The organism is Corynebacterium sp. LaCa54, assembly GCF_046717495.1.
Classification (GTDB): Bacteria; Actinomycetota; Actinomycetes; order Mycobacteriales; family Mycobacteriaceae; genus Corynebacterium; species Corynebacterium kefirresidentii.
In genome coordinates this window covers 944,853-971,077 of sequence record NZ_CP177115.1, presented here as the reverse complement: position 1 = coordinate 971,077, position 26,225 = coordinate 944,853, and the positions used below count along the sequence as shown (strand labels likewise).

Here is a 26,225-nt window from a genome sequence, read left to right as displayed (position 1 = left end):
TGTTATGCAGACCCCAAGGCGGATTTCCTACCATGCCTGACTCACTACCCCGGCCCACCACCGAACTCTTCCCCGAGGCCCTCAATCTCTCGCCAAAGCAACGCGAGGTACTCGCAGCCTTACAACGCCACCCCAATGGCGCCAAAGCTGGCACCGTGGCCGAGGAGCTTGGCATGCACGTCAACACCGCCCGCGGCCACATCGATGAGCTGGTCAACGCCGGAGCCATAAACGTGCTATCCGCGCCGAGTAAGGGCCGGGGACGCCCTTCCCTGATTTTCCAAGTCCGCGTCCCAGACAATAAGACCGTGGCAGAGGAATACATCACCCTGGTAGAAGTGCTGACCACCATGCTGGCGGGCAAGGAAGAGCTTGACGACGCCGCGTCTGCCAAGGCCATCGAGATCGGGCGCCGCTGGGCACGCGCTGCAGGCGCGGAGGGCTCCGATCGCGCACTCGATACGCTCTTTTCCACGCTGCGCGATATGGGCTTTGACCCCGCCATGCAGCCAGACTCTACCGACATGGAGCTCCGTGCCTGCCCGTTTGTGTCTTCGGGACTCCAGCCTTCACCATTCCTCTGCGCGGTACACGCTGGCTTCCTGCAAGAAACTACCGATGAAGGCACCACTATTAACCTAGTGCCGCGCCAGCCTCACAACGTATGCAGGCTGGAAATTAAGCCTGCGTAAGCTCCACGCTGACAGGGCCGGCGATGGCGAGGTCGAGGACGCGGAGGTTTTGCTCGCGGGCGTCGGCAAGAATGCTCTCATCGATGTCCTCGGTGTGCAGCACCATTACGGTCGGGCCGGCGCCGGAGAGGTAAGCTGCGTATCCTCGGTTGCGCAGACGGTTGACCCACTCCGCGGTCACAGGAAGCACATCCGCTCGGTACGGCTGGTGCAGGCGATCGCGGGTGCCTTCCCACAAAAGGTCCGGATAGTTTTGCAATGCAGCCACTTGCACCGCGGTGCGCGAGACGTTAAACGCCGCATCCGAATGAGTCACGTGCGACGGCAATACGCGACGCACCGCCTGGGTAGACGCGTGGAAATCCGGCACGAGCGCGGTGGCACGAATATCTTTATGCACCTTGATGGAAGCAGCGCGATAGTCCGGCAAGGAGTGGCCATCGACGGGGACATTGGTCCACGACACCACGGCATCCCCCAGCACGGAGGCGGCGGCATTATCGGGGTGGCCCTCAAAAGCGGAAGAAAGCTGCACCACCTGGTCTTGGGTGAGGGGGCTTCCCGCCAGTGCATTGCCAGCGGCCACGCCCGCCACAGCGGCGGAGGCGGAAGAGCCTAAGCCACGCGACTGCGGAATATTATTATGCGAAACCACCCGCAGGCCCGGCACGGTAGCATCGGCTGTCGAAAGCGCGGAGCGAATCGCCTTAACCACTAGGTGGGAGCCATCGCGCGGCAGGTCTTCTGTGCCCTCACCAAAAATCTCTACCTCCAGCCCAGAGGTGGTGACCTCTACCTCGACGGTGTCATAAAGGCTTAGCGCCATGCCCAAGGTGTCGTAACCGGGGCCAAGATTCGCCGTAGAAGCGGGAACGGTCACGATTGCTTTGGTGCCGACTTCAACTTCGATACTCATAGCTATTCAGTCTATTGCGTCGGGCTAGCTGCCGAGGCGGATTACGGAATGGACGGCCTTGACCTCAGCTAGCTCATCCAAGTCAGCCACGATCTTGTCCAGGGTGGCTTCCTTGGCAGCATGGGTGACCACGATGAGGCGAGCAGTATCTTCGCCGTCCTCTTGGCGTACCGTGCGCAGGGATACGCCATTATTTGCAAAGGCCGCAGAGATGGCCGCGAGCACACCGGTGCGGTCTTGGACCTCCATATCGATGTGATAGCGGGTTTCCACCTCACCAAAGTCGGCGATAGGAAGATTGGCGTAGGTATTTTCACCCGGTGCGCGGCCGCCGTGGACGATATTGCGGGCTGCACCGACGACGTCGCCAAGCACGGCAGAAGCCGTAGGATTGCCACCCGCGCCATTGCCGTAGAACATCAGGGAACCTGCGGCCTCGGCCTCGACGAAGATGGCGTTATAGGACTCGCTGACAGAAGCCAGCGGGTGCTCCTTGGGCACCAAAGTGGGGTGTACGCGGGCGTTGACGGCTTCGGATCCGTCCTCCCGCTGAAGGCGTTCGCAGATGGCCAACAGCTTGATGGAATAGCCGGCATCATTGGCCGCCGCGATATCCGCGGCCGTGACCTTGGTAATGCCCTCGCAGTGCACGTCTTCAAACTTCACGCGGGTGTGAAAGCCCAAAGATGCCATAATGGCGGCCTTGGAGGCGGCGTCGTGGCCCTCAACATCCGCGGTGGGATCAGCCTCGGCGTAGCCTAGGCGGGTGGCCTCGGCCAGTGCCTCATCATAAGAGGCACCCGTGGACTCCATGGCATCCAAGATGAAGTTGGTGGTGCCGTTGACAATGCCGGAGATGCGCTCTACCTGATCGCCGGCCAAGGAGCGGCGCAACATGCCCACCACCGGGATAGCGGCGGCCACGGCAGCCTCAAAGTAAAGGTCCACGCCGGCACGGTCGGCGGCTTCTGCCAACTCATCCGCATGCGCGGCCACCAGCGCCTTATTAGCGGTAACCACGGATTTGCCGGAATTAAGCGCGGCGAGGACCAGCTCGCGCGGAAAATCAATGCCGCCGATGACCTCGACTACAAGGTCGATATCGTCGCGGGCGACAAGTGCCTTGGCATCATCGGTCAATAGCTCCTGGGGTACCCCTGGGCGCAGCTTATTCTTATTCTGGATGGCGATGCCGCGAATCTCGGCTGGGCCGCCAATGCGGTGAGCAAAGGCATCAGCATTCTCTCCCAGCAAGCGGAAGACCTCAGCACCAACGGTGCCAAAGCCCAGCAGCGCGATACCAACGGTCTCACCCTCGCCCTTGCCGGAATGCTTTTGTGCCTGAAGCTCGCTAGTCGATGCAGCCATAGTCCGTCTCCATATTGAAGTTGGGGTTAACGTGTCGTTCCCGCTCAGTGCGGATACAGGACACTATACAGAACAAGCTGTCTACTTTCGCCCTAAATAGACCCATAGATAGAAAAAGCCCCGCCACAAGGCCTGAATTAAAATAGGTTTTGTGGCGGGGCTCGCGTGCCAGCTAGTCCACTTCGAGGGAGAGAAGATCCTCGATGGTCTCGCGCCGCAGCATTGGCTTGGTATGTCCCACGCGCGTGGCGACGACCGCTGGGCGCACCGCACCGTTATAGCGTGAGGACATCATGTACTGGTAGCCGCCGGTAGCCGCAAAGGCGATCAAGTCTCCCGGCTGGATATCATTGGGTAGCTCGCCATCCTCAAGTAGGATATCTCCGGATTCGCAGTGGAAACCCACCACGCGCGAGGGCACCTCTTCCCCATCGCTAAAGCGGTTGACCACGCGTACGTCATACGCCGAGCCGTAAAGGGCCGGACGTATATTGTCCGACATTCCGCCATCGACAGAGATATAGCGGCGCAGGGGCAGATCGGACTTGCCGGTTTCTACATCCTTGACGGTACCCACTCGGTAGACGGTCACCGCAGAGCCGGCGACCAAGGAACGGCCAGGCTCGACTAGGAGGAAGGGCGCCTCGATGCCCAACTCCTCTGCGGTGTGCTTGACCGCACCGAGCATATCGCTGGCCACGCGCTCGATATCCAGTGCCTCCTCATAGGGCATATAGGGAATGCCGAAGCCACCGCCCAAATCGAGCTCTGCCAGAGTCACGTTCAGTTCGGTGTAGATCTGACGGTACAGGCCCATGACGCGCTCGGCAGCAAGCTTAAAGCCCTCCGCATTAAAGACCTGGGAGCCCACATGGCAGTGCAGGCCGCTCAAGTGCAGGTTCTCTGCCTCCAAACATCGCTTGGCCGCGGCGAAGGCGGCACCGGTGGCTAGCGAAATGCCGAACTTTTGATCCTCATGCGCTGTCGCGATGAATTCATGCGTATGCGCATCCACGCCCGGCTTGACGCGGATCATGACCGGCTGCACCTTGCCCGCTTCCCCAGCGATGCGATTGAGTTCTTCGAGTTCGTGCTCATTATCGATGACGACGTGACCCACGCCGGCATCTACACACAGCCGCAGGTACTCTTCGTCCTTATTATTGCCATGCGTGGTAATGCGCTCGGCCGGGAATTCTGCCGCCAGTGCAATCTTGAGCTCGTTGAGGGAGGCCGCATCCAAGCACAGGCCTTCCTCATTGACCCAATTGACAATCTTCTTGGAAATGAATGCCTTGGAGGCATAGTGCACATGCTCCGGGCCGCCAAAGGCACGCGCCATGTCCTGGCAGCGGGACCGGAAGTCATCTTCATCGAAAACGTAGAGCGGGGTGTGGAATTCCTCCGCCAAGTCCGGCAACGGAACGCCGGCGATGGTAACTACGCCGTCTTCCTCGCGCTGCGCATTGCGCGGCCAGACATGGGCGGGCAACTCATTAAAATCCGCCATTTACATCTTCTCCGGGGTGCTTACGCCCACCATGGTCAAGGCATTAGCCAGGACCACGCGGGCTGCCTGCGCCAATGCCAGGCGGGCGCCATGGATAGGAGCCTTTTCCTCGCCGGCCTTGGGCAGGACCTGGCAAGAGTCATAGAAACGGTGGAATACCGCAGCGAGGTCCTCGGCGTAGCGGGCAATGCGGTGCGGTTCGCGCAACTGCGCTGCCTCTTCCACTACGGCCGGGAATTCACCCAGCGTACGGATGAGATCTCCCTCGCGTTCATGGGTGAGCAGGGAAAGGTCCGCACCTTCGGCATCAACGCCCAGCTCGGCTGCCTTGCGGCCGATAGAGCACAGGCGGGCGTGGCCGTACTGCACGTAATAGACCGGGTTATCGGAGGACTGGGATTCCCACAGACCGAGGTCGATATCGATGCTCTGGTCCACAGAGGAACGCACCAGGGAGTAACGGGAGGCGTCCACGCCGATGGCGGCCACGAGGTCCTCCATGGTGATAACTGTGCCCGCACGCTTGGACATGCGCACCGGCTTGCCATCGCGCAAAAGGTTGACTAGCTGGCCAATTAGTACCTCGACAGCATCGGCATCGTAGCCCAAGGCGGCAGCTGCCGCCTTCAAGCGCGGCACATAGCCGTGGTGGTCCGCACCCAGCATGTAGATATTCAGATCATGGCCGCGGTCGAACTTATCAGCCACGTATGCGATATCGCCTGCGATATAGGCCGCATTGCCATCGGACTTAACCACCACGCGGTCCTTCGAATCGCCGTAGTCGGTGGATTTGAGCCACCACGCATTCTCGGCCTCATACATATTGCCTTCAGCCTTGAGCTTGTCCAGCGCAGCGTCGACCGCACCGGACTCAAAGAGGGAGTTCTCGTGGAAGTAGACATCAAAGTCCACGCCAAACTCATGCAGAGATTGCTTAATCTGCGCAAACATCATCTCTACACCGTCTGCACGGAAGGCTTCCTGCACTTCTTCATCGCTGCCCTCCAGGGCGGATGGATTCTTCTCCACCACGGCCGCAGCGATGTCTTGGATATAGGCTCCGCCATAGCCATCCTCCGGAGTTGGCTCGCCCTTCGCGGCCGCCACGAGGGAGCGGGAGAAACGGTCAATCTGGCCGCCATGGTCATTGAAGTAATACTCGCGGGTAACCTCCGCGCCGGATGCCTCCAGCACGCGACCCAAGGAATCTCCCACTGCGGCCCAACGAGTACCACCAAGGTGGATCGGACCGGTGGGGTTAGCGGAGACGAATTCTAGATTCACCTTCTTGCCTGCAAAGGAATCATTAGAGCCATACTCCTTGCCGGCGCGGAGAATCTGCGCGACGATCTCCCCCTGGGCATCGGCAGCAAGGCGAATATTAAGGAAACCAGGCCCGGCAATGTCGGCCTCCGCAATGGCGTCATTTTCCGCCAGGGACTCTGCCAACCAGCCTCCTAGCTCGCGCGGGTTAGTTCCGGCCTTTTTGGCCACCTGCAGTGCCACGTTGGTGGCATAATCGCCGTGTTCAGGATTGCGAGGGCGTTCGACGGTTACCGTTTCGGGCAAGACGGAGGAGTCAAGGTCATGGCTTTCCATGACCTTGGTGGCAGTTTCTTTAATCAGTGTGGCCAAATCAGCTGGTGTCATGTCGCACGATTCTAGTGGACTGAAAAGTCAAGTGTGAAAAGGGCCGTGCCCTAAAAGTCCCCTTTACTGCACAAACGGCTGATAGAGACTTTCTGCAACACTAATATTGCAAAATAATCGCTGGTCAACGAGGAGACGCATTACGCACGTACTGCTTAAAGGGAGTAAGGTTGTGGCTACCCCATGTCAAAAATCAACGAGGAGCACCGTATGCGCATTGCGCTATTTTCCACTTGCATTGGTGACGCCCTTTTCCCGGACGTACAAAAGGCAACGGCACTGGTTCTCTCCCGCTTGGGCCACGAAGTGGTCTTCCCGGAAGAACAGACCTGCTGCGGCCAGATGCACATCAATACCGGCTACCAGAAGGAAACCCTCGGCATGATCCGCTCTTATGCGGATGCCTTCGCAGATCCCTCTATTGACTACGTAGTTGCGGCCTCCGGTTCCTGCGTGGGCGCCGTTCGTGAACAGCACGAGCGCATCGCCGACCGTTTCGGCAACTCCGCCGACGTCGACGGCGCCCGCAAGACCACCCAAAAGACCCTGGATTTACCCGAATTCTTGGTCGACGTTGCCGGCGTGACCAATGTGGGCGCATTCTTCCCGCACCGCGTGACCTACCACCCCTCCTGCCACGGCTTGCGCTTCCTGAAACTGGGCGACCGCCCGCTGCAGCTGCTCCAAGAAGTAGAGGGCATCGACCTGGTCACCCTTCCTAATAAGGAAGAATGCTGTGGCTTCGGCGGTACCTTCGCAATCAAGAATGCGGAAGTATCCCGCGCGATGGTCACGGATAAGACCCGCCACGTTAAGGAAACCGAAGCAGAATTCGTCACCGGCGGTGACTCCTCCTGCCTGATGAACATCGGTGGTGCCCTGAGCCGCCAGCGTTCCGGTGTCCGCGCCGTTCACATGGCTGAGATCTTGGCTTCCACCAAGGAGCACCCATGGACTCCTACCTCCGCCGCCTACTCCAAGGAGACGATGCTCTAATGACCTCTTTCCTCGATACCACCCCACCGCGTGCGCCGGAAGGCTACGGTAACCTGCGCGGCAGCAAGGCCTTTGTTCCCCTCGCACACGTTGGCCTAAACAACGCCACCCAGCGCCACAACCTGCAGCATGCCACTACCTCCATTCGTGAGAAGCGCTCTGGCGCTGTAGAAGAGCTGGATGATTGGCAGGAGCTGCGCGCCGCTGGTTCCGCAATTAAGGAAGATGTCGCCGCCCGCATGCCAGAACTGCTCGAGCAGTTCGAAGAGGCAGTTAAGGCGCGCGGTGGCACTGTCCACTGGGCACGCGATGCCAAGGAAGCTAACCAGATCATCGAGGGTCTGATTCGCGCCACCGGCGAGACCGATGTGGTCAAGGTTAAGTCCATGGCCACCCAGGAAATCGGCATGAACGAGCACCTGGAGGCAGCGGGCATCAACGCTCGCGAGACTGACCTGGCAGAGCTCATCGTGCAGCTGGGTGAGGATAAGCCATCCCACATTCTGGTTCCGGCTATCCACCGCAACCGCGCGGAGATTCGCGATATCTTCGTCAACAAGATGCCGAACACCGATGACTCCCTGCAGGCAGAGCCGGCCGAGCTGGCAGAGGCATCCCGCCAGTTCCTGCGCGAGCAGTTCATGAAGGCCAAGGTTGCCATCTCTGGCGCCAACTTCGGCGTAGCAGAAACCGGCACCATCAACATCGTGGAGTCCGAGGGCAATGGCCGCATGTGCCTGACCCTGCCGGAGACCCTCATTACCGTCATGGGCATTGAAAAGCTGGTTCCTACCTTCCAGGACCTGGAAGTCTTCCTACAGCTGCTGCCGCGTTCTTCCACCGCGGAGCGTATGAACCCATACACCTCCATGTGGTCCGGCGTTACTGAGGGCGATGGCCCGCAGAACTTCCACTTGGTGCTGCTGGATAACGGCCGTACCGCGGCCCTGTCCTCCCCGATTGGCCACCAGGCCCTCAAGTGTATCCGTTGCTCGGCCTGCCTGAATGTTTGCCCAGTCTACGAACGCGCCGGCGGCCACGCCTACGGCTCGGTCTACCCTGGCCCAATTGGCATTTCCCTGACGCCACAGCTCACCGGCATGAAGGACCACAACGATCCTTCCGCCAGCCTGCCTTATGCTTGCTCGCTGTGTGGCCGCTGCGACGAGGTTTGCCCGGTTAAGATTCCGCTTTCTGACGTCATTTTGGAAAACCGTCACCAGAAGGTCACCCACGCCACCCCACCAATCGAGCCGAAGCTCTTCAAGACCATCCAGCTGCTGTGGAGCAACCCGAAGCTGTGGAACAAGGCAACCCACATGGTCGCCTTGGGCCGCATTTTGGGTGGCACCAACAAGACCATCGAATCCCTGCCACTGTTTATGTCCGGTTGGTCCGAAGGCCGCGATACCGCGGTTCCGCCGAAGAAGTCCTTCCGCCAGTGGTTTGAATCCGAAGAAGGCAAGGAACTTCTTGCCGAGGCCCGTGAGGAGTCCAAAAAGTGAACGCAAAGCAGGAAATCCTAAGCCGCATCCGCTCCGCCCAAAAGCAGGCTGGTCTCCCCGACCACGTTGATGCCCCACGCGACTACCAGCGCGAAGGCACCCTGAACGCGGACGAACTGCGCGATATGCTCATTGACCGACTCGAGGACTACAAGGCCGAGGTGCACGTCACCGAGGAAGGCGAGCTCAAGCAGGCCATCGCCAAGATCCTCAAGGACCGCAAGTGCAACGACATCCGCTATGCCGAGGGCATGGATGCCAGCCTATTCGAAGGCTTCGACGCGAAGCCGGACGATAAGAGTGTCGATCCGCGCACCCTTAATGAGACCGACGCAGTGGTCACTTATTCCCACGTCACCTCCGCCCAGACCGGCACCATCGTGCTCGAGTCTGATGAACGTTGCGGTCGTCGCGCGCTCACCCTGGTTCCGGATCGTCACCTGTGCATCGTCCACCAGGATGAGATCGTCTACGGCATCCCCGAGGTCATCTCCCGCATGGATCCAGAGAAGCCTGCAACCTGGATTTCCGGCCCGTCCGCTACCTCCGATATCGAGCTCACTCGTGTTGAGGGCGTACACGGCCCGCGTGACCTCATCGTCCTCATCGTCAAGTAGGTTGCATAGCCCTCGCCCCGGCCGGTGAGGGCACCCACCTACTGTGAATATGATGCCAAAAGCATCAAAAAAGCATAGGCTAGGTCTACCAATAATTCTTATTCTGGAGACCTAACCTATGCTTTCTTTTTCTTCAAAGCTTGCGGCCACGCTCGGTGCTGCCGCACTTACCATGGGCATCACTGCACCGATTGCCACGGCCGCGCCTGCACCTGCACCGCAGGAAACCAAGCCCACCATTTCCTGGGAAGACTGCCCTGAACAGGTAGACATCGACAACGCCGAATGCGGACGCATCGAGGTTCCTACGTACTACGACAACCCAGAGGCCGGCACCATTAGCGTCGGCTTCGTGCGCGTTCCCGCCGCCAAGCCAAGCGCCCGCCGTGGCGCGTTGTTCACAAACCCTGGTGGCCCAAGCGGCGATGCTTATGGCTGGGCCGGCAATAGCGCTATTCCGTGGCCACAGGCCGTGCGCGACGAGTGGGACACTATCGGCGTACAGCCACGCGGCCTTCCAGGCTCCACCCCTGTCAAGTGCGATGCCACGGCTACCAGCGACCCACTCCGAGGAAGCCTGCAGGTAGGAAAAATCACTCGCGATGCCTGCGAGAAGAACACCCCGGGCTATACCAATTCTTTGACCACCGCCAATACCCTGGAGGATTGGGAGATGGTACGCCGCGCCCTGGGCGAGGACAAGATTGATATCGCCGGTACTTCTTATGGCACCTACCTCGGCTCCGCTTATGCCACCAAGTATCCGGAGCACACCGGCAAGGTCTTGTTGGATTCCGGTATGAGCCCCAAGCTGGCGTGGAATGGCATCTTTGCTTCGCAACAACGCGGCTATGAAAAGGCACTGCATGATCTCTTCGGGTTCATCGCCAAAAATGATGCCAAGTACCACCTCGGCACCACCCCGCTGCAGGTCTATGAAAAGTGGTCTCAAAAGGTAGCTCGTGAGGCAGGTGTACGCCCCACCGTTTTGCCACCGAACGCCAAGATTGGTGACCTACCTCCAGGACTCGAATTTGCCGGTCAACCTGGTGCGGACATCATGACCGCCACCGGCCCATTGCGCGTGCAGGCGGAGTTCCTCAGCCAGAAGATTCACAACCCCAACGCCGTGCAGGCAGCCTCCCCGTTACTGAACATGACGCGCCTCCTTGTTGTACCGACCCCTTCACGATGGGATGCCTTTGCCAAGCACCTAAATGGCAGCGAGCCTATAGATGCCGAGCAGTCCGATCCAGAGGCAACGCGCAAAGCGCAAGAGTCCCAAGTTCAGGCAATAAATATGCAAAACCTCATTGTCTGCAATGAAAACACCGTGCCCGGAAATCCGCTGCTGTACCCGAGCTACCTGTGGTCCAACTTCGTCAGCTTTGATCCCTTCACCCAATTCAACTCTCTCTACGGCTCCGGCGCGGGCTGCGGTGGACGTGCGCCGGTCACTGGCCAGGCGCCTCTCGACGGTTCCAAGCTCGCCACCAAGCCCCTCCAGATTCAAGCAACGGGCGATCCACAAACGCCGTACCAATACCACACGAGCCTCTCCAAGCCGATGCAGTCGCGTGTAGTCACCGTCCACGGCCCTGGCCATGGGCACTTTGCCGCCGAGAATAAGGTTGTCGATGACATCGGCGTGCACTACCTGCGCACCGGTGAAGTCGCTGCCACCGACGCTCCAGGGTTGATTTAGTCCCCCACTAACCCATGCGCTAAAATCACATCGTTGGGAATTTTTCCCAGCGATGTCTCCGTAGCTCAGCGGATTAGAGCATCGGTTTCCGGTACCGAAGGTCGCAGGTTCGATCCCTGTCGGGGACACAGTCACCGCTGGCCACCAGTACTTTTTGGTGGCCAGCGGTTTATTCATTTTCCGGCCCGCTACCTATTTCCACTCCGGGTTAGCGGTATCCACCCCTTGCTTCTTAGCCGCATGCTCTATCGCGTCCGCCAGCCACTGGGCCAGCCCTTCCTGCTGCGCCTCATAATGAGCACGGAAGCGCTCATCGGCAACGTAGCCGCGGGAAATTAAGTAGTGCTTTGCCGGCGTTACAGGAAAGAAAGCGCTGAGTGCTGCGCGGTGCTTTTCGACGAGCCCCTGGGCCTCCTCCGAGTCCGGTGCCACTCCACCGGCTATAGCCTGTGCCAGCTCCTTTTCCACCTCAGCAACTGCCGCTTGGGCATCGCTCCAGTTCTGCTTCGACCAGTCGGCAGTGCGTTGCTGATACATTGCCCAGTCCTCGCTCGAACCATAGGCCTCTTCAGCTTCTTGTTGATGCGCGGCGAAGTTAGCATCGCCGACAATGTGTCCGATTTCTTCCACAGTGAGCTTTCGTTTATTCATTGCATCCTCCATCAAGGTGTCAATCGCTGCCAGCATTTCACTGAGGTTGTCGCGCTGGGCAAGCAAGCTTTCCCTCTGCCTCTGCAAATGTTCTATATCGGAGGCAGCGCCATCTAGCAGCTGTTTAATATCGGTCAATTTCATACCAGTGGCGCGGTAGATGAGAATCTTCTGCACTCGGGCACAGTCTTCCTCGGTATATAGCCGGTAGTTGGACCAGCTGCGCCACGTGGGTGACAGCAAACCTTGCGCCTCCCAGTGATGCAGCGTGCGCACCGTAATACGGAAGAGCGCTGCTACCTCGCCAACGGTATAGAGAACTTCATCGATGTCGTCCATGACTTCATTGTCGCGCCTTACGCCACGTCAGGGTCAACCCAGAGAAAATCTGCAGAATCTCTTGCCAGAGTGTTGGGTTTATGCAACACTTGGGTGCATGACAGCAAACGACAACCCTGTTTCTACAAAGGTCCGTGCCGAGCGGTTCCGCCGACCAGGCCCCACCCGTGGATTAATCGCGTCTATGTATCTGTGCGTAGCCATTTCCGCGATTTCCCTCATCTGCGCACTAGCGTTTTCCTCCTACTGGTCTCTCTTGGCCATGTCTGTAGCAATGGTCCTCTCGTGCGTCCCGTGGACCATTCTGCGCATAACCATCGATTCCAAGGACAGCAAGCCGCTGTCTTTTCTCGATGAATATGAAGCCCAGGTCCTGGATGAGTGGCGCCGCAGGGCCTTCAAGCTGTCTACTTCCCTGCTATTTGTCGGCGGTTTCGCCACGCTCCTCGTGGGGAATTGGTTCCTCGGAGGAGGGATTACCGGCACTATTGGTACCAAATACTTACTTGGGGCCGGCTATTTTCTGCTTTTTAGCTTCTTCATCTCTACCACCCTGCCCGCCGTCGGCTACGCACTAACCTTCAACCAGAACACGGAGCACTAATATGCCCACCTTGACCATTGACCACCTCAATAAGTCCTTCGGGGAGACGCAAGCCCTGCGGGATATGACCTTTAGCGTTGGCGAGGGCGAAATCTTCGGGTTTGTCGGCTCCAACGGCGCCGGAAAGTCCACCACCATGCGCATTGCACTAGGTGTGCTGGCGAAAGACTCCGGCGAAGTCTACTTTGATGACGCCCCGATTAATGACGATAACCGCCGCCGCATTGGTTATATGCCAGAAGAGCGCGGCCTCTACGGGAAAGAACCTCTGCTCAGCCAGTTGGTCTTCCTTGGCACGCTGCACGGTATGGACAAGTCTGCCGCCAAGCGCGCCGGCGCTGAGCTCCTTGAGCAGCTGGGCTTGGGCGAGCGCATGGACGATAAGCTCGATGACCTCTCCTTGGGCAACCAACAGCGAGTACAGCTCGCGGCCTCCCTGATTCACGACCCAGACATGCTGATTCTGGACGAGCCCTTTTCCGGTCTGGACCCAGTAGCAGTCAACGTGATGTCAGATATGCTGCGCGAGCGCGCCAACCGTGGCGTTCCCGTCATTTTCTCCTCGCACCAGTTGGACTTGGTGCAGCGCTTATGTGACCGCGTGGGCATTGTGACGAAGGGGCACATGGTGACCGAAGGGGGCGTCGATAAGCTGCGCAGCCAGGGCCCGCCGCGCTTTGAGGTCGCTACCCCAGCACGCGGCTGGTACCCGGAGGGCACGGAGCTGGTGGCCGAAACTCCCGACGCCATGGTAATCCAAGCAGATCCCAGCGTTGATGACCAGACGATCCTGCAGGCTGCCCTAGCCGCTGGCCCAGTGCATTCCTTCGGTCGCAAGATCCCAGACCTGACCGAGCTTTTCCAGGACGTCGTCACCAGCAACCAGAATGAGGAGGCCTAAGCCATGCAGTATTCCGCAATGAAGACCATCGGCGTCGTAGCCAAGCGTGAAATGGCAGTCGCGCTGAAGTCGAAGATGGTAGTGGGCACTATGCTGCTCCTCATCCTCGGCGCCATTATCGCCCCAATTGCTATCAGCTTCTTCAGCGGCGATGAAGAACCTGATTCCGTAGCCGTCGTGGGGATGGAAGCGTCCGCCTTCAAAGATTCCGGCATCGATGCCACAGCAGCGAAAGACCGCGCGGAAGCCCAGCAATTGGTGGAAAATGACGAGGCCGATGCCGCCCTCGTGCCAGCAGAAAACGACGGCTGGGATCTCTTGAGCAAGGGCGATACGCCTGCTGCGGTAACTACCACCGTCAACCAAATCGTTTCTTCTCAAGCACAAGCAACGGCGCTGGAAAAGCTCAATATTGACCCGCAGGAGCTAGAAAAGGCTACCCCGTCGACCACGGTAAATCAGGTGAATCTAGAAGAAGAGGACGGCACTGAACAAAAGATGGCCGGCGTAGCCACGGTCCTCATTGGCGCAATGGCAGTGGTCTTTTCCATCATGACCTTCGCTGGCCTGATTGGCGGCCGCGTCACGGAGGAAAAGTCCTCCCGCGTGGTGGAAATTATCTTATCTTCCGCGCGCCCGGTGGACTTCCTAGCCGGCAAGATTTTGGGCAATACCATCGCCGGTTTCTTGGCCACCCTCCTCATCCTGGGCGGTGGCGCGATTTCGATTGCTGCGTCCGGCCTAGCTAGTGACTTCGAGCTAGATTATGGCTTGGTAGCCGTCCTCCTTGTAGGCGAGATTTTAGGATTGCTTTTCTTTGGCAGCCTCTACGCTGCAGCCGGCTCCATGGTGCAGCGCACCGAGGATCTCCAGTCCACGCAGGCACCGATTCTGTTCCTTGTCTTTGCCACCATGTATGTACCGATGTTCGGCTGGATGCATCTGGATGCCACGTGGATGCAGGTTATGACCTGGTTGCCGCCGGTTTCCATGCTGGTCGCTCCGATGCAGGTGGCCGGGGGCAACCTCAGCTGGCTGGGATTGCTGGCTAGCTATGTGCTCATGGCTGTGGTGACCGCACTGATTATCGTGCTAGTCGGTCGAATTTACCGCCGCGCCATTTTGAATAATGGACGCAAGATGACCTGGCGCCAGGCGGTGGGCAAATAAAAATAATCCGGCTCCCCTGCCGTGTGCAAGGGGGAGCCGGATTCTTCTATGTGCCGAAGCTACTGAGTAATGAACTCGTTGGTGATCGGCTGGGTGATGTCCAAGGTGCCGTGCTCGATGTAGTACATACCGAAGAACATGGCTGCCAGCATCACTACGGCTAGCAGCATGGAAGGAATCCACTGAAGGAATACGGGAACCCAGCCATTGCCCTTGTCGCGAGCTGCTGCTTCGCGCTGTTCCTGAGCCTCACGCTCGTTCATAATGATAAAACCTTTCGATCCACCGAGGATTAACTACGGATATCTTAACAGTTAAGTGCTTATAAGGCCGCATTCCTCGCACTTTTGATTGACGCCGAAATTTCGCCCTTAGATTCCGGGGTCCTCGTTATTGAGCAGTGCCTCTATGAAAGACTCGCGGTCCGCGAGCATGCGCTCGATGTCCTCTTCCGCGCCGACAATCCATAGCTCGGTGTCTTGGTCATAAGTCAACGCGTAGTCCGGGTAGGCCTCTAGGGCCTCCTCCATGGCGGCAACTTGGTCCTCACTAGCGGCATCATCCAAGTGCGCTTCGGGGTCACCGATGCGCGGGCTAAGCTCCTCCAACGCGGTGATTCCGTAGGTCTTATATTGTTTCTTTGGGTGCTCAAGGAGCTCTTGTCCCATCATGGAGCTTAATCCCTTCCGTGTAGTAGCAAATCTGGCACATATCCCTCATAGCCGGGGAGGTTTTTGGCCTGCAAAACGCCGTTGAAAAAGCGCCGCAGCGCAGGCACGTCCTCGGGCTGCAGGTGGTCAAAAACCATGCGGCGGACTGATTCCACGTGTTCGGGGGCGGCGCGCCGCAAGTGTTCTAGGCCCACGTGAGTAACGCACACATTGATCCCACGGGCATCTACCGCGTCTGGTTCTTTATAAAGCAGGCCGCGCTTTTCCATGCGGGTTACTTGGTGGGAGGCGCGGGAGCGATCCCACTCTAGCTGCGTGCACAACTCGTGCAGGCGCAGGTGCTGCTCCGGTGCCTCAGACAAGGCAACGAGGACAGCAAACTCGGAGGCAGATACCTCGCCGCCGGCCTTGAGCGTTTCATCCATTCCCCTATTAATCTTGCGCACAGCGCCAAGGAGCAGGCGCCATAGTTCCTGCTCCTCGTCGTCTAACCAGCGAGTTTGAGAAGGCATGGCACTAGATTACCCCTTTGAGGGAAGCAATGGCGCGCTCGCTGCGCCCCGGCACGCGAGAATAGCGCTCCGGCATGCAGGTAAAGACCAATACCTGGTTATCCCGTCCCACGTGGGAAAAGAGCGTAGCCATGAGTTGCAGGCGGTGCGCGTCGGTAGAACCCAGCGCATCGTCCACGATGACCGGCACCGACTCCGCCCCTACCAATTGCGCGATGGCAAAGCGGGTGAGGATGGCCAACTGCTCGCGAGCACCGCCGGACAAGCTGGCCAGGTTCACCGTCTCTTTATCCTGGGTACGGGCGGTCACGCGGAGATCTTCATCGAGCTCGAAGGTGATATCGCCACCGTAGACGGTGCGAGCCAGCTGTGAGAGTGCGTCCACGAAGGGCGCGGCATAGCGCTGGCGGGCGGCATCGCGGTGCTTGAGTAAAAGTTCGCGCAGATAGCAGGCTGCTTGCGCGCGCTTGTCTACGCTCTCGTACACCGCGCGAGCCATCTCTACCGCTGCGGTGGCCTGCTGGGCGCGCTCTGCGGCACCAGAGTGGAAGTTGATTTCGCTCGACAGCCTGCCAAGGTCCACCTCACTACGCTGGATGCGTCCGGTGAGGTATTCCAGGTGGGACTGTGCGCCTTCTACCAGCGAATTGGCGGTATCAAGATCAACCGCTTCCATCTGCTCCAGCTGCCCGCGCAGCTCCGCCACGACGGTCTCCAAACGGGTGACTTCGGCATGGAGCGCCTCGTCGGCGGCTTGCTCGCGCGCGGAGGCGAGCTCCCTGGTCACGCGCTGTGCATTCTCGCGGGCGGCGGTCAGTTCGGCGTTTAAGCGCACTACCTCGTGGGCAAGACGGCTTTCGCGATACGGCACAAGCTCGCGGTCGAGCGCATTGACTTTTTCGCTGGCTGCTTCTTCGGCGGCTTCGGCGGCGGCGAGATCTACCTCGCCCGCATCTTCAAGGTCCGCCACCTTCTCGGACAAAGCGGAATGCTGTGCGCGGAGGTCGCCTAAATCATCCGGCCCCAGTTCCACGGCAAGAGCCCGGGTGGCGGCATCCAGAGTGTCGTTGAGCGCGCGGTGCTCCTCATGGGTCTTTTCGGCCGCTTCTACAGAATCCACGCCAAGGGTATCGAGCAGGTCCTGCAGCCGCGTGCGGGACTGTTCCACATCGCGCAGGGTGTCTTCGGCCGAATAGGACCCAGCGGAGAAGCGAGCGGTAATTTTTCCGATGGTGATAACTCGGGCGTCGACAAGCTCGATGGCGGTGTCCTCGCCTATCTCGACGTCCTCCCCATCAACACGGATCCTAGAACCATCCGGACCCGAAAAGTGCACCTTGGCGGCCGCAGCCTCGTGCAGGCGCGTGGCCACAGACAGCGCCGAGTCCGCCTTATGCAGGCTGCTGATATCGGCCGCGGTGATCTCGCGTCCGCGCTGGGCAATGGCCGCGCGGGCTTGGTCTACCTCGGCGGCGAGGGCGTCGAGTGATTCCAACCGGGCGCTTAACTGTTCAAATCTCTGCCTATCTTGCAGGCGGCGAGCCTGTTTGAGAGTGCTGCGGGCCGCGGCATAGTCCTCTTTTGCCTCTGCCAGGCGCTTGTCCAGTGACTCCTTTTCCGCAGCTTCTTCTTGAGCTCTTTCTTGCGCGCCGGTGAGCTTCTGCTCGGCGTCCTTGGCAGCCGTGGCAGATTCATCGGCTGTGGCGACGAGCCCGGCGCGCTCGGTAACCGCTGCTTGGGCGCGGGCGAGGTCCTCGATGGCGCGCTCAAGCGTGGCTTTGTGGGAATCCAGCGTGGCCTGCGCGGTTGCGGCTTCCTCCGCCTGGGTCTGCTTTTCGCTGAGATCGGCTCGGGCGGCGGGAAGCTCGGCTTCGGCGGCGGATTGCTCGCGCTGGAGTTGCTCGTAGCGCTCGACCACGGAGTCCAGCTCCCGCAGCACGCGGGTGGCCTCGGTGTATTCTTCTTCGGCGTGTGCGAGGGCTGCGGCGGACTCCTTATATTCACCGGCTGGGTTGCCCTTCGCGGCGGTGAAGTAGCGCTGGTATTCCTTATCGACGCGGGCAAGGAGCGCGGAATCATCGCCGGAGACCTCTTCCTCTGCCAGGCCAGATTCGCGCTCCAATGCGCGGGTGAGGCTAGGAATGCCGACGGCCGAGATGGCCTCGCCGGTGTCGTCTTGGCGCATAAAGAGGGCGTCGACAAGCGAGCGGTCCAAGTGCTCCGAGAGGATGCGCTCCAACTCATCATCGGCCTGACTGCCGGTAAATTGCGCCGGCCGCGGGGAAGAAATGTGCAGCTCGCAGGATTTCTTGGAAAGCCAGCGCTTGGCAATGCGAAAGCGGTAGTCGCCTACGCTAAGTTCAGCCGTGATTTCCGGGGCCACGTCCTTGCCCACCGGTTGCAAGGCACGAATGCGCTTGGATCGGCCACTGTGTTTTTCGGTGAGCACCACGTCGAGCGCCTCCACGATGGTGGATTTGCCGGCCTCGTTTTCGCCGTGGATGACCACGACGCCGGACTCGGGCAGATCATCGAGGACCAAGTGCTCGATGCCCCGGACGTTATTAAGTTCTAGGCGGTGGATGCGCATTAGGACTGTCCCTCCAGGCGGAATAGCAAGTTGGCAGCGTCGCGGGCGACGGGATCCTCGCGGTTATCCAGCAGCTCCTGCAGGGCTTCGGCCGCGTAGCCGGAAATATCAAGGCTAGCTAGTTCTTCCTCGCTGGGTTCGAGGTAGAGATCCATGGTGCGCTCGCGGGGGCGAAGGGAGGCAAATACGGCCTCGTACTCATCTAATCCGCGCTGCAGGCGGGCGTGGGCCTCGACGCCGAGCGTGCCGCGCAGGCTATATTTCACGGCCGTGCGCACCTTATCCGGGTACTCGCCCAAGCGTGCCAAGAACAGGTCCACATCCTCGGCGGAGTCCACCGCGGCAGCAAGGGCTTCAAAGGTCCAGCGGCCGATACGCCGCTTGTCGACGTCCACCTCATCCCCCACGCGCACCACCAGCGCATTGCCAGAATCCGACTCGCCGCCGCCGGTGCTCGTTTCCTTAAAATCCGTGGTTTCTGGACTGCCGGAGAACCACACTCGGCCGGTGGTGCCGAGGCTTTCGGTGGAGTGGGTATCGCCGAGCGCCAGGTAGTCAATCACCCCGCGGTCCAGGCAGTCTTCAACGAAGGCTAGATCGATGGTATCGGCATCATCCTCGCCGGAGCGGGAATCCACCTGCCCGTGACCAACGGCGATGCGAATGCCCTCGGCCGGCTCCAGCGGCTCGAGAGCGTGGCGGACTAAGTCGTGGTTCGCGCGCTTGGACAGATAAGGCGCGCCAACCAGCTCCACGCCGGGGGCCACCTCAATCGGCTGGGAGTCCGCAATAACGTGAACATTATCGGCGCTGGTCTTATAAAAGACCGAATCCGCCACCAGCGGGTCATGATTGCCGGGCAGGACGTAGACCGGTACAGGTAGGCGTTTAAACATTTCCGTGGCGCGGGCGAGGATTTCGCGGGAAAGCGAATTGTGTTCAAAGACATCGCCGGCTACGACGATGAATTCCGCCCCGGTGTCCTCGGCCAGCTCGCCCAGCCGCATGATGGCGGCTTCGCGGTCATCATTAAATCGGCCCTGGGCCTCGCCCTTCAAGAACCAGCGGGTCATGCCCAGCTGAAAATCGGAGGTATGGATAAACGTGGTAGCAGTCATTAGTGCGTGAGGTGGTAGTAGAGGTCTTCAATATCGGATACCGCGCGCAAGAGATCCAGGTTGGTATGAGAAACCGAACGCATGGCCTTGCGCAAGAGGTCCGGATCGGAGTCATCGATGGCCGGGGCGACCTTGGGCTGCGGCAGCTTGGGCAGCTCACGGCCGTTCCAGAAGATGGCATTCTTTTCTTCCTCGGACAGCCCACTTGGGGTAAAGCTTTCGCGGCTGACTGTCTTAGCCTGTTCGAGAACCATGCGCTCAAGGCGGGCAAAATCCAAGCCACGCATATTAAAAATGACAGCCGGGTCCGCATCCGCCCGGGTGGCGAGCTTATCGCCCACCGCCACGATGTGCTTGCACACGTACTCGCCGTCCGGGCAGTCACAGGTCAGGCGCAGGTCTTCGGCCTCGGGGGCGAAAAGGGTGTCTAGGGCGGCGTCGGCAAGCAGGCCTTTGCGTGCATTGGCAACGGAATTGGGGGTGCGGGCGAATTCGGTGGCCAGCTGGGCAATATCGTCATTATTGCGGTAGGGCAACTGGATGAGCACCGCGAAGGGCTCATTCTGGGAGCCGGCCACGCGGCCGTGGATGGCGCCGTTGCGCACCTCCAACCCCACGACGTGGCCGCCCTCGGCATACTGGCGGCCGCGGGTAATCCGGCCGCGATCCGCACCGTGGGAGGTAAAGGCCGCGATACGCGAGGCCGTCGTGGATAGGATGCGCCCGCTGCGGTCGACGTGATTGACCTCAGCCGGGGTGCTTACCCGCTTGCGGGTACCAAAATTGGCATAGATGACGTTGTCATCGCCTTTAACAGCCATGGATTATTCCCTCCCCCGGTAGCTCATGAGTGCGGCCAGCTGATCTGGGTCCAGCTCGGTAAGCCAGCCCTCGCCCTCGCCCACGACGGCGCCGGCCAGCTGCGTCTTACCGTCCAAAATGTCCTGGATGGATTCCTCCAGCGTACCCGCGGTGATCATCTTATATACCTGCACATTGCGGCGCTGGCCAATGCGAAAAGCGCGGTCCGTCGCCTGGTTTTCCACCGCCGGGTTCCACCAGCGGTCCATGTGGACGACTATGGAAGCAGCCGTCAGGTTCAGGCCGGTACCGCCGGCCTTGAGCGAAAGGATCATCGCCGGCGGACCATCCTCGGACTGGAAGTCTTCCACCATCTGATCGCGCTTATTTTTGCTCACCCCGCCGTGGAGGAAGGGGATCTCGCGGCCGAGCTGATCGCTAAGATATGGCTGTAGGATATCGCCAAAGGCCTTGTACTGGGTAAAGACCAAGAGGCGCTCGCCGGATTCAGTGGCCTCGTCCACGATGCGCATGAGTTCTTTGACCTTGCCGGAGCGATGCTTGCCCTTGAGCGTCACCGGCGAGCTATCGCCCAGGTAATGCGCGGGGTGATTACAAATCTGCTTGATACGGGTGAGCGAGGACAGCACCAGCCCACGCTTATTCATTCCCGTAGCTTCCTGCAGGTCTTTTTTCACCTGGTTGACCAGTGCTTTATACAGGGCAGCCTGCTCGGTGGTCATGGACACGGTAAGGATTTGCTCGGACTTTTCAGGCAGATCGTCGATAATATTCGGATCCGTCTTCACACGGCGAAGGATAAACGGCGCGGTGAGCTGGCGCAGGCGTTCAGACATCTCTTCGTCATCATTGCGCTCGATGGCCTTAGCAAAGTGATTGCGGAAAAACGAGGCGGAGCCCAATACTCCGGGATTACAAAAGTCCAGGATGGAGCGCATCTCTGAGAGGCGATTTTCCACCGGGGTACCGGTCAGCGCCACGCGGTGCTCCGAGGGCAGCGAGCGCACGGCCTTAGACGAGCGCGTCGCGGAGTTCTTGATGGCCTGGGCCTCATCTAGGACAACGCGCTGCCAGCCTACTTCGCCCATGTCCTTAAAATCGCGGCCCACGGTGCCATATGTGGTGATAACCAGGTCGCACTCAGTAGCGGCTTGAGCGAAGTCCTCGCCCCGCGGGCGGCTTGGACCATGCTGCACCATGACCTTGAAATCCGGGACGAAGCGCTGCGCCTCGCGCGCCCAGTTTCCCACCACGGAGGTTGGCGCCACGACGAGCGTGGGGCCGGTCTGCTCACCGCGCACCTTTTCCACCGCGAGAAGGGACAGTAGTTGGAGGGTTTTGCCGAGCCCCATGTCGTCGGCAAGCACCGCGCCTATGCCATTGCGAGACATCCAATACAGCCAGTCGACGCCGCGACGCTGGTACTCGCGCAGCTCCGCGTGGACAGTTTTGGGAATGTCCACGCGCTCTGGGGCGACCTTGTCCACCCCGCCGAGCAGGGCCGTATGCCAGGTACTGCCGGTGAACTCGATGGGTTCTTGGGTCATGGACTCGAGCGCCAGCTCGCGCAGCTCAGCCACGGTAACCTGCTCGTGTTCTTCGCCGCCCTCGTTGAACTCTTGGCGGCGCCGCTCCACGTCCGCCATTAAGGCTTCCCACCCGGGCTCGCCAAGCTGCTTGGCCATCTCTGCGGTGGCGGCCAGCTGCTCAAGTTCCTTCTTCTTGCGCGCCAGGGACTTCTCCCGCAGCGCATCCATGTATCCGGAGACCTGGGAGACAACCTGCTTATCGGCCATGACCCACTTGCCGCGCAACTGGATAAGTCCGGACTTGGAATTGACCAAGTCCTCCATCTCTTCTTCAGTCAGCTCTACATCGCCCACCGACATGCGCCAGTTATAGTCCACCAGCTTATTCATGCCGATGTGCTTTTTAGTGGCGGCCTCAGCCGGATCGCGGGCCTCGTGGGTTTCCAGCTTGGCCTTCGTTTCCATCTGCGCCCAGGCCTTGGGCAGCATGACAGTCACGCCACTGGCCTTGAGCTTGTCTACCTCGTGCGTGACAAAATGGGTGAGCTGGTGGGTTTCTAGGTAGACATCCCAGTCGCCGTCGCCAGGCTGTGGCAGCTGTGCGGTCTCCCCCAGCGTGGGCGCGATGCGCACAGCCTTGCGGTGGGCTTCCCGCAGCTTTTCGACGCTCGCCCTATCCAGACTCTGCGCTGACACCGGCCGCGGAGCATCCGTGCCCGAGCGAACCCGCACGCGCACCGGCCACTTGGCCGCATCCGGGTCATCTTCTGCCGGTTCTTCCACGATGTAGACCAATTGGAGTTCCACCTCGTAGATGGAATTCTTCCACTCATTGAGCCCGCGCAGAAGTTGTGCGCGCCCACGCCGGATCGGCCGCGTATCGAGCAGGGCGCGGGCGAACTCGTGCCACGGCATCGGCCGCGGTGCTTCCGCCACGGGCCGCAGCTCTCGAAACGCGATCCAGTGCGTGAGCTCATCGGCCATATCATCCGACAGTGCCCGGTTATTAACATGCAAGATGCCGGGCGCGGCTGCCATCATCTCTGCAAGCCACCCGCGCTCCCCCAAGCCGGAGGCCAGCTGCCACATGGGGAACCACTCATTGGCCTGGTAAGCCAGCCGGAACGTCACGCGCCCGGCGCGCACGAATTTGCATAGGCCACTGTAGGCATGGAGCAGCCACTGAAGGTCTGGAGCGATGGTGGCAGGCGGCTTGTGATTCAGGTGTTCCATCTGAGCAAGCGCCGCGACGGCCTCTTCTGGGCCGAACATTGCCATCGGCACCATCAAGGACACGTCCTTGCCCTTGGGCGTGCGCAGCGAGACCCGCGCCCGGTTGCGGAAAGATTTCTTCCCCAGGATGGACTCTACCGCCGGCGGGAAGGTGCCTTCAGGAACGGCATTGGGCATGACAATCTTGTGCCCTTCTACCTGTTCAATCCACAGACCAAGCCCCGTAACGGGGAGCCACAGTCCATGCACGAGGTAAGAAGCCATAACCGCCAGCATAGCAGCCCTTCCAAGTTTGTTACACGCTCGTTATATTTCCCTCTTTCCCCAGTTGAACGATAGAAAATCCAAACGGAGACATGCGTCACACCTGTATTTTCGCTTGGGTTAACCTTGTGACCCCGTTAACGTGAATATGTCCTACATATCACTACAAGGAGTAAAACGTGCAAGATTCAACTTGGTACGTCATTGCGATGATCGTGTATCTCCTCGCAATGGCAGCCATTGGCTACTGGAGCTACAAACAAACCGACCAATATGACGATTATGTTTTGGGCGGCCGTGGCCTGCACCCATTCGTAGCGGCTCTTTCCGCTGGCGCATCCGATATGTCCGGCTGGCTACTCATGGGCCTGCCCGGAGCTCTATTCCTTTCCGGCATGTCCGAGCTGTGGATGGCCATCGGCCTGCTCGTCGGCTGCTGGGCTAACTGGAAGTGGGTCGCACCGCGCCTGCGTTCTTACTCGGAAATCGCGGCCAACTCCATTACCGTGCCGTCCTTCTTTGAAAACCGCCTGCACGATAAGTCCCGCCTGCTGCGCATCATCTCCGCAGCCATCATTATTTTCTTCTTTACCTTCTACGTCTCCTCCGGCATGGTTTCCGGTGGCCGCTACTTCGAGTCCACCTTCGGTGGCGACTACCTCACCGGCATGCTCGTCATCGCTGCGGTGACCATCTTCTACACTTTCGTCGGCGGCTTTTTGGCGGTGTCTTACACGGACGTCGTCCAGGGCGTTCTTATGTTCGTCGCCCTGATGATCGTGCCGATCATGGCCATTGTCTCTCTCAGCGATCCATCCTCGATCTTCTCGTTTGCCGCCAATAATCCCTATGGCACCGATGGCGTAGTAGAAAATGACAGCTACTTCTCCATGTTCGCAGGCGTATCCGCCGGCGTTATCATCGGCAACCTGGCCTGGGGCTTGGGCTACTTTGGCCAGCCGCACATCGTTGTCCGTTTCATGGCGCTGCGTAAGCCTTCCGACGCCAGCCAAGGCCGCTTCTACGGCGTGACTTGGATGGGCCTGTCCGTCATCGGCGCAATCTTCGTCGCGCTCTCTGGCACCGTTTACTTCACCCAAACCGGCCACAGCATCACCGACCAGGACAATTTCGAAACCATCTTCCTGGACATGGCACAGGCCATGATGCACCCGTTGCCCGCAGGCTTCGTCCTGACCGCGGTTCTAGCCGCCATCATGTCCACCATGTCTTCCCAGATGCTCGTCGTCTCTACTTCCCTCATCGAGGACCTCTTCCTCATCTTTGCCAAGAAGAAGCCAGGCGAACAGGTCCTCATCAACCTCTCCCGCACCGCAATCGTTGCCATCGCGGTCATTGCCGCCCTCTTGGCGATCAACCCGTCTGACTCCATCCTTGGCCTTGTGGGCTTTGCGTGGGCAGGCTTCGGTTCCGCTTTCGGCCCAATCATCTTGCTGTCCCTGTACTGGAAGCGTTTCAACGCCACCGGCGCGATTGCCGGCATGCTCACCGGCGCCATCGTAGCCATCGGCTGGGGCATGTCTCCGCTTTCCGATACCCTCTACGAGATGGTTCCTGGCTTCTTCCTGGCCCTCATTGTGGCGGTCATCGTCACCAAGCTCACCAAGGAGCCAGCACCGGAAGTTGTTAGCGAGTTTGAAGAGGCCACCAAGCTGGCCAAGCTCGTGGAAAATGACTCCAGCCTCGACTTCGAGGAGGCCGCGGAAAAGGTCACCGATAAATAATCGGAACCATCACGGACTCCACGCAGTCCAATAGGACATGAAGTCCTATTATCTGGCCGCGCTATCATGCGTCACCGTCCTTATCGGCGCATGGTATGCGTGGCCTTTTCCACGTTTTGAGGTCGATACCGTAGCTGCACGCCCTAACGCCGCTGGTTACAATCGCGATGATTTCGGCATCTGGCAGCCCCACGGTGCCTGTAGCACCCGCGAGGCCATTCTGGAAAGCCAGGCCAGCGATCCCCTCCACGATTGCCATGCCCGCAGTGGGACCGTCTATGACCCTTATAGTGGCACCACCATTCCTGCCACTTCACCCATAGAGATCGACCACATCTTTCCGCTCTCCGCGGCCTATGACATGGGCGCTTCCGAGTGGGACCGCGAGACCAAAGTGCGCTTTGGCAACGATCCGCTCAATCTCGTAGCCACCAGCCGCAAGCTCAACCAAGAAAAGTCAGATGCTCTTCCTGCCGAATGGCTTCCGCCGACCAACCGCTGCGAATATTCTCGCCGCCTCGCAGACATCGCCCGCAAGTACTCGCTTCCGCTCCCTTCCGCGGACGTGCGCGCCATGCAAAGGCAATGTCGGATAGCCCTACTCACCGGAAATTGATTAGGGTAATTGTGGCAACTTTCCGCGATTGAAGGGTTCTTTCAATGACTACTTTCCTTGTATTCCTCCACGTGGCCGCAGCTATTCTCTTAATCGGTCCAGTCTGCGTATCTACCTCCAGCTTCCAGACGCAGATGGCAAAGGCAGCACAAGGTGAGCACGCAGCACTAGGCTCCGCCCGCGTTCTGCATAACATAACCAATACCTATGGCTACATTTCCGCTATTGTGCCTATCCTCGGGCTCGGCGTATTTCTCTCCGATATCAGCGCCTACAAGTCCGAGGTAAACTTCCACATCGCCATCTTGGTTGCCATCGTCGCGTGGTGCTTGCTCTTCTTCGTCATCATCCCTAAGCAGAAGAAGGCAATGGCCTCCCTCGAGTCAAACGAAACCTTTGACTACGCGGCGGCAAAGAAGCCACTGTCCGCGTTCGGTGGCGTATTTAACCTCCTATGGATCATCTGCCTAATCCTGATGTACGTCCACTTCTAATTGG

The 26,225-nt window shown here is 59.5% G+C and carries 23 protein-coding genes and 1 tRNA gene; 12 read left to right on the top strand and 12 right to left on the bottom strand.

The genetic code is table 11. The features are described from left to right. The first annotated feature begins 32 nt into the window (after positions 1–32). Entirely contained in the window at positions 33–692 is a 660-nt protein-coding gene (locus ACLI1M_RS04830) for a helix-turn-helix transcriptional regulator (RefSeq protein ID WP_200287705.1), read from the top strand. Here the strand turns inward: ACLI1M_RS04830 and thrB are convergent. The 4 genes from thrB to argS form a co-directional block, all read right to left on the bottom strand. After that, positions 679–1,608 carry a homoserine kinase gene (thrB, locus tag ACLI1M_RS04825; RefSeq protein WP_248098933.1) on the bottom strand — a complete coding sequence of 310 codons (930 nt, stop codon included), beginning with the start codon at positions 1,606–1,608 and terminating at the stop codon, positions 679–681. The genes ACLI1M_RS04830 and thrB overlap by 14 nt on opposite strands. A 24-nt stretch (positions 1,609–1,632) precedes the next feature. Next, a complete protein-coding gene (locus tag ACLI1M_RS04820; RefSeq protein ID WP_411706706.1) occupies positions 1,633–2,976 on the bottom strand; it encodes a homoserine dehydrogenase in 1,344 nt (447 codons plus the stop codon). A 172-nt stretch (positions 2,977–3,148) separates the two neighbouring features. Next, a complete protein-coding gene (lysA, locus tag ACLI1M_RS04815; protein ID WP_023021776.1) occupies positions 3,149–4,486 on the bottom strand; it encodes a diaminopimelate decarboxylase in 1,338 nt (445 codons plus the stop codon). Then, positions 4,487–6,139, bottom strand: a complete 1,653-nt coding sequence (gene argS / locus ACLI1M_RS04810; RefSeq protein WP_248098938.1) for an arginine--tRNA ligase — start codon at positions 6,137–6,139, stop codon at positions 4,487–4,489. A gap of 210 nt (positions 6,140–6,349) precedes the next feature. On the opposite strand from argS, the gene ACLI1M_RS04805 reads away from it, so the two are divergent. The 5 genes from ACLI1M_RS04805 to ACLI1M_RS04785 all read left to right on the top strand — a co-directional run bounded on the left by ACLI1M_RS04805 (position 6,350) and on the right by ACLI1M_RS04785 (position 11,090). Continuing rightward, on the top strand, positions 6,350–7,135 hold the full coding sequence (locus tag ACLI1M_RS04805) for a (Fe-S)-binding protein (RefSeq protein WP_049361528.1): 786 nt from the start codon (positions 6,350–6,352) through the stop codon (positions 7,133–7,135). Beyond that, positions 7,135–8,640: a lactate utilization protein B gene (locus tag ACLI1M_RS04800; RefSeq protein WP_049361405.1), complete on the top strand. Its 1,506-nt coding sequence runs from the start codon at positions 7,135–7,137 to the stop codon at positions 8,638–8,640. Before ACLI1M_RS04805 ends, ACLI1M_RS04800 begins: the two co-directional genes overlap by 1 nt. Beyond that, complete coding sequence (locus ACLI1M_RS04795; protein WP_023021780.1) at positions 8,637–9,257, top strand: lactate utilization protein C; 621 nt, start codon at positions 8,637–8,639, stop codon at positions 9,255–9,257. Before ACLI1M_RS04800 ends, ACLI1M_RS04795 begins: the two co-directional genes overlap by 4 nt. Before the next feature lie 118 nt (positions 9,258–9,375). Then, positions 9,376–10,962 (top strand): alpha/beta fold hydrolase, encoded by a 1,587-nt coding sequence (locus ACLI1M_RS04790; protein WP_248098941.1) that lies wholly within the window; start codon positions 9,376–9,378, stop codon positions 10,960–10,962. Between the two features lie 54 nt (positions 10,963–11,016). Next, positions 11,017–11,090 (top strand) — tRNA-Arg (locus tag ACLI1M_RS04785). A gap of 64 nt (positions 11,091–11,154) precedes the next feature. Here ACLI1M_RS04785 and ACLI1M_RS04780 read toward each other — a convergent pair. After that, positions 11,155–11,952 carry a MerR family transcriptional regulator gene (locus ACLI1M_RS04780; RefSeq protein ID WP_248098943.1) on the bottom strand — a complete coding sequence of 266 codons (798 nt, stop codon included), beginning with the start codon at positions 11,950–11,952 and terminating at the stop codon, positions 11,155–11,157. Positions 11,953–12,049: 97 nt separating this feature from the next. Here ACLI1M_RS04780 and ACLI1M_RS04775 point away from each other — a divergent pair, with 97 nt between their 5' ends. Genes ACLI1M_RS04775 through ACLI1M_RS04765 form a run of 3 tightly spaced genes read left to right on the top strand, consistent with a single transcriptional unit; the run spans position 12,050 to position 14,627 of the window. Next, entirely contained in the window at positions 12,050–12,556 is a 507-nt protein-coding gene (locus ACLI1M_RS04775) for a hypothetical protein (RefSeq protein WP_239208285.1), read from the top strand. A gap of 1 nt (position 12,557) precedes the next feature. Continuing rightward, the gene (locus tag ACLI1M_RS04770; protein WP_248098946.1) at positions 12,558–13,457 is read left to right on the top strand and encodes an ABC transporter ATP-binding protein; all 900 of its coding nucleotides are present in this window, start codon (positions 12,558–12,560) and stop codon (positions 13,455–13,457) included. Positions 13,458–13,460: 3 nt separating this feature from the next. Next, positions 13,461–14,627 (top strand): ABC transporter permease, encoded by a 1,167-nt coding sequence (locus ACLI1M_RS04765; protein WP_248098947.1) that lies wholly within the window; start codon positions 13,461–13,463, stop codon positions 14,625–14,627. Between the two features lie 59 nt (positions 14,628–14,686). On the opposite strand, the gene ACLI1M_RS04760 is transcribed toward ACLI1M_RS04765, so the two are convergent. The 7 genes from ACLI1M_RS04760 to ACLI1M_RS04730 form a co-directional block, all read right to left on the bottom strand. Continuing rightward, the gene (locus ACLI1M_RS04760) at positions 14,687–14,890 is read right to left on the bottom strand and encodes a hypothetical protein (RefSeq protein ID WP_034668134.1); all 204 of its coding nucleotides are present in this window, start codon (positions 14,888–14,890) and stop codon (positions 14,687–14,689) included. 108 nt (positions 14,891–14,998) lie between these two features. Next, the gene (locus ACLI1M_RS04755; protein WP_248098949.1) at positions 14,999–15,298 is read right to left on the bottom strand and encodes a molecular chaperone GrpE; all 300 of its coding nucleotides are present in this window, start codon (positions 15,296–15,298) and stop codon (positions 14,999–15,001) included. Positions 15,299–15,303: 5 nt separating this feature from the next. Next, positions 15,304–15,810 (bottom strand): MarR family winged helix-turn-helix transcriptional regulator, encoded by a 507-nt coding sequence (locus ACLI1M_RS04750; protein ID WP_248098951.1) that lies wholly within the window; start codon positions 15,808–15,810, stop codon positions 15,304–15,306. Between the two features lie 4 nt (positions 15,811–15,814). Further along, on the bottom strand, positions 15,815–18,400 hold the full coding sequence (locus ACLI1M_RS04745) for an AAA family ATPase (RefSeq protein WP_248098953.1): 2,586 nt from the start codon (positions 18,398–18,400) through the stop codon (positions 15,815–15,817). Then, on the bottom strand, positions 18,400–19,518 hold the full coding sequence (locus tag ACLI1M_RS04740; protein ID WP_248098955.1) for an exonuclease SbcCD subunit D: 1,119 nt from the start codon (positions 19,516–19,518) through the stop codon (positions 18,400–18,402). Before ACLI1M_RS04740 ends, ACLI1M_RS04745 begins: the two co-directional genes overlap by 1 nt. After that, positions 19,518–20,339 (bottom strand): SWIM zinc finger family protein, encoded by an 822-nt coding sequence (locus ACLI1M_RS04735; RefSeq protein WP_248098957.1) that lies wholly within the window; start codon positions 20,337–20,339, stop codon positions 19,518–19,520. The genes ACLI1M_RS04740 and ACLI1M_RS04735 overlap by 1 nt, the downstream gene beginning before the upstream one ends. 3 nt (positions 20,340–20,342) lie before the next feature. Next, positions 20,343–23,378: a DEAD/DEAH box helicase gene (locus ACLI1M_RS04730; RefSeq protein WP_248098958.1), complete on the bottom strand. Its 3,036-nt coding sequence runs from the start codon at positions 23,376–23,378 to the stop codon at positions 20,343–20,345. Between the two features lie 167 nt (positions 23,379–23,545). Between ACLI1M_RS04730 and putP the strand changes: the two genes are divergently transcribed. The 3 genes from putP to ACLI1M_RS04715 are packed head-to-tail and all read left to right on the top strand — an operon-like array spanning position 23,546 to position 26,221. Beyond that, positions 23,546–25,111: a sodium/proline symporter PutP gene (gene putP / locus ACLI1M_RS04725; protein ID WP_023021794.1), complete on the top strand. Its 1,566-nt coding sequence runs from the start codon at positions 23,546–23,548 to the stop codon at positions 25,109–25,111. A 37-nt stretch (positions 25,112–25,148) separates the two neighbouring features. After that, a complete protein-coding gene (locus tag ACLI1M_RS04720; RefSeq protein WP_023021795.1) occupies positions 25,149–25,727 on the top strand; it encodes an HNH endonuclease family protein in 579 nt (192 codons plus the stop codon). A 44-nt stretch (positions 25,728–25,771) separates the two neighbouring features. Continuing rightward, positions 25,772–26,221 (top strand): hypothetical protein, encoded by a 450-nt coding sequence (locus ACLI1M_RS04715; protein ID WP_023021796.1) that lies wholly within the window; start codon positions 25,772–25,774, stop codon positions 26,219–26,221. Positions 26,222–26,225 lie beyond the last annotated feature (4 nt).

What these genes read in the sequence shown, in the direction of transcription:
- ACLI1M_RS04755 (WP_248098949.1), bottom strand. Translation starts at nt 15,298, where the DNA reads ATGATGGGACAAGAGCTCCTTGAGCACCCAAAGAAACAATATAAGACC.
- ACLI1M_RS04760 (WP_034668134.1), bottom strand. Translation starts at nt 14,890, where the DNA reads ATGAACGAGCGTGAGGCTCAGGAACAGCGCGAAGCAGCAGCTCGCGAC.
- ACLI1M_RS04720 (WP_023021795.1), top strand. Translation starts at nt 25,149, where the DNA reads ATGAAGTCCTATTATCTGGCCGCGCTATCATGCGTCACCGTCCTTATC.
- ACLI1M_RS04770 (WP_248098946.1), top strand. Translation starts at nt 12,558, where the DNA reads ATGCCCACCTTGACCATTGACCACCTCAATAAGTCCTTCGGGGAGACG.
- ACLI1M_RS04805 (WP_049361528.1), top strand. Translation starts at nt 6,350, where the DNA reads ATGCGCATTGCGCTATTTTCCACTTGCATTGGTGACGCCCTTTTCCCG.
- ACLI1M_RS04790 (WP_248098941.1), top strand. Translation starts at nt 9,376, where the DNA reads ATGCTTTCTTTTTCTTCAAAGCTTGCGGCCACGCTCGGTGCTGCCGCA.
- thrB (WP_248098933.1), bottom strand. Translation starts at nt 1,608, where the DNA reads ATGAGTATCGAAGTTGAAGTCGGCACCAAAGCAATCGTGACCGTTCCC.
- ACLI1M_RS04800 (WP_049361405.1), top strand. Translation starts at nt 7,135, where the DNA reads ATGACCTCTTTCCTCGATACCACCCCACCGCGTGCGCCGGAAGGCTAC.
- ACLI1M_RS04820 (WP_411706706.1), bottom strand. Translation starts at nt 2,976, where the DNA reads ATGGCTGCATCGACTAGCGAGCTTCAGGCACAAAAGCATTCCGGCAAG.
- ACLI1M_RS04765 (WP_248098947.1), top strand. Translation starts at nt 13,461, where the DNA reads ATGCAGTATTCCGCAATGAAGACCATCGGCGTCGTAGCCAAGCGTGAA.
- ACLI1M_RS04750 (WP_248098951.1), bottom strand. Translation starts at nt 15,810, where the DNA reads ATGCCTTCTCAAACTCGCTGGTTAGACGACGAGGAGCAGGAACTATGG.
- argS (WP_248098938.1), bottom strand. Translation starts at nt 6,139, where the DNA reads ATGACACCAGCTGATTTGGCCACACTGATTAAAGAAACTGCCACCAAG.
- ACLI1M_RS04730 (WP_248098958.1), bottom strand. Translation starts at nt 23,378, where the DNA reads ATGCTGGCGGTTATGGCTTCTTACCTCGTGCATGGACTGTGGCTCCCC.
- ACLI1M_RS04735 (WP_248098957.1), bottom strand. Translation starts at nt 20,339, where the DNA reads ATGGCTGTTAAAGGCGATGACAACGTCATCTATGCCAATTTTGGTACC.
- ACLI1M_RS04780 (WP_248098943.1), bottom strand. Translation starts at nt 11,952, where the DNA reads ATGGACGACATCGATGAAGTTCTCTATACCGTTGGCGAGGTAGCAGCG.
- ACLI1M_RS04715 (WP_023021796.1), top strand. Translation starts at nt 25,772, where the DNA reads ATGACTACTTTCCTTGTATTCCTCCACGTGGCCGCAGCTATTCTCTTA.
- ACLI1M_RS04775 (WP_239208285.1), top strand. Translation starts at nt 12,050, where the DNA reads ATGACAGCAAACGACAACCCTGTTTCTACAAAGGTCCGTGCCGAGCGG.
- ACLI1M_RS04745 (WP_248098953.1), bottom strand. Translation starts at nt 18,400, where the DNA reads ATGCGCATCCACCGCCTAGAACTTAATAACGTCCGGGGCATCGAGCAC.
- lysA (WP_023021776.1), bottom strand. Translation starts at nt 4,486, where the DNA reads ATGGCGGATTTTAATGAGTTGCCCGCCCATGTCTGGCCGCGCAATGCG.
- ACLI1M_RS04740 (WP_248098955.1), bottom strand. Translation starts at nt 19,518, where the DNA reads ATGACTGCTACCACGTTTATCCATACCTCCGATTTTCAGCTGGGCATG.
- ACLI1M_RS04830 (WP_200287705.1), top strand. Translation starts at nt 33, where the DNA reads ATGCCTGACTCACTACCCCGGCCCACCACCGAACTCTTCCCCGAGGCC.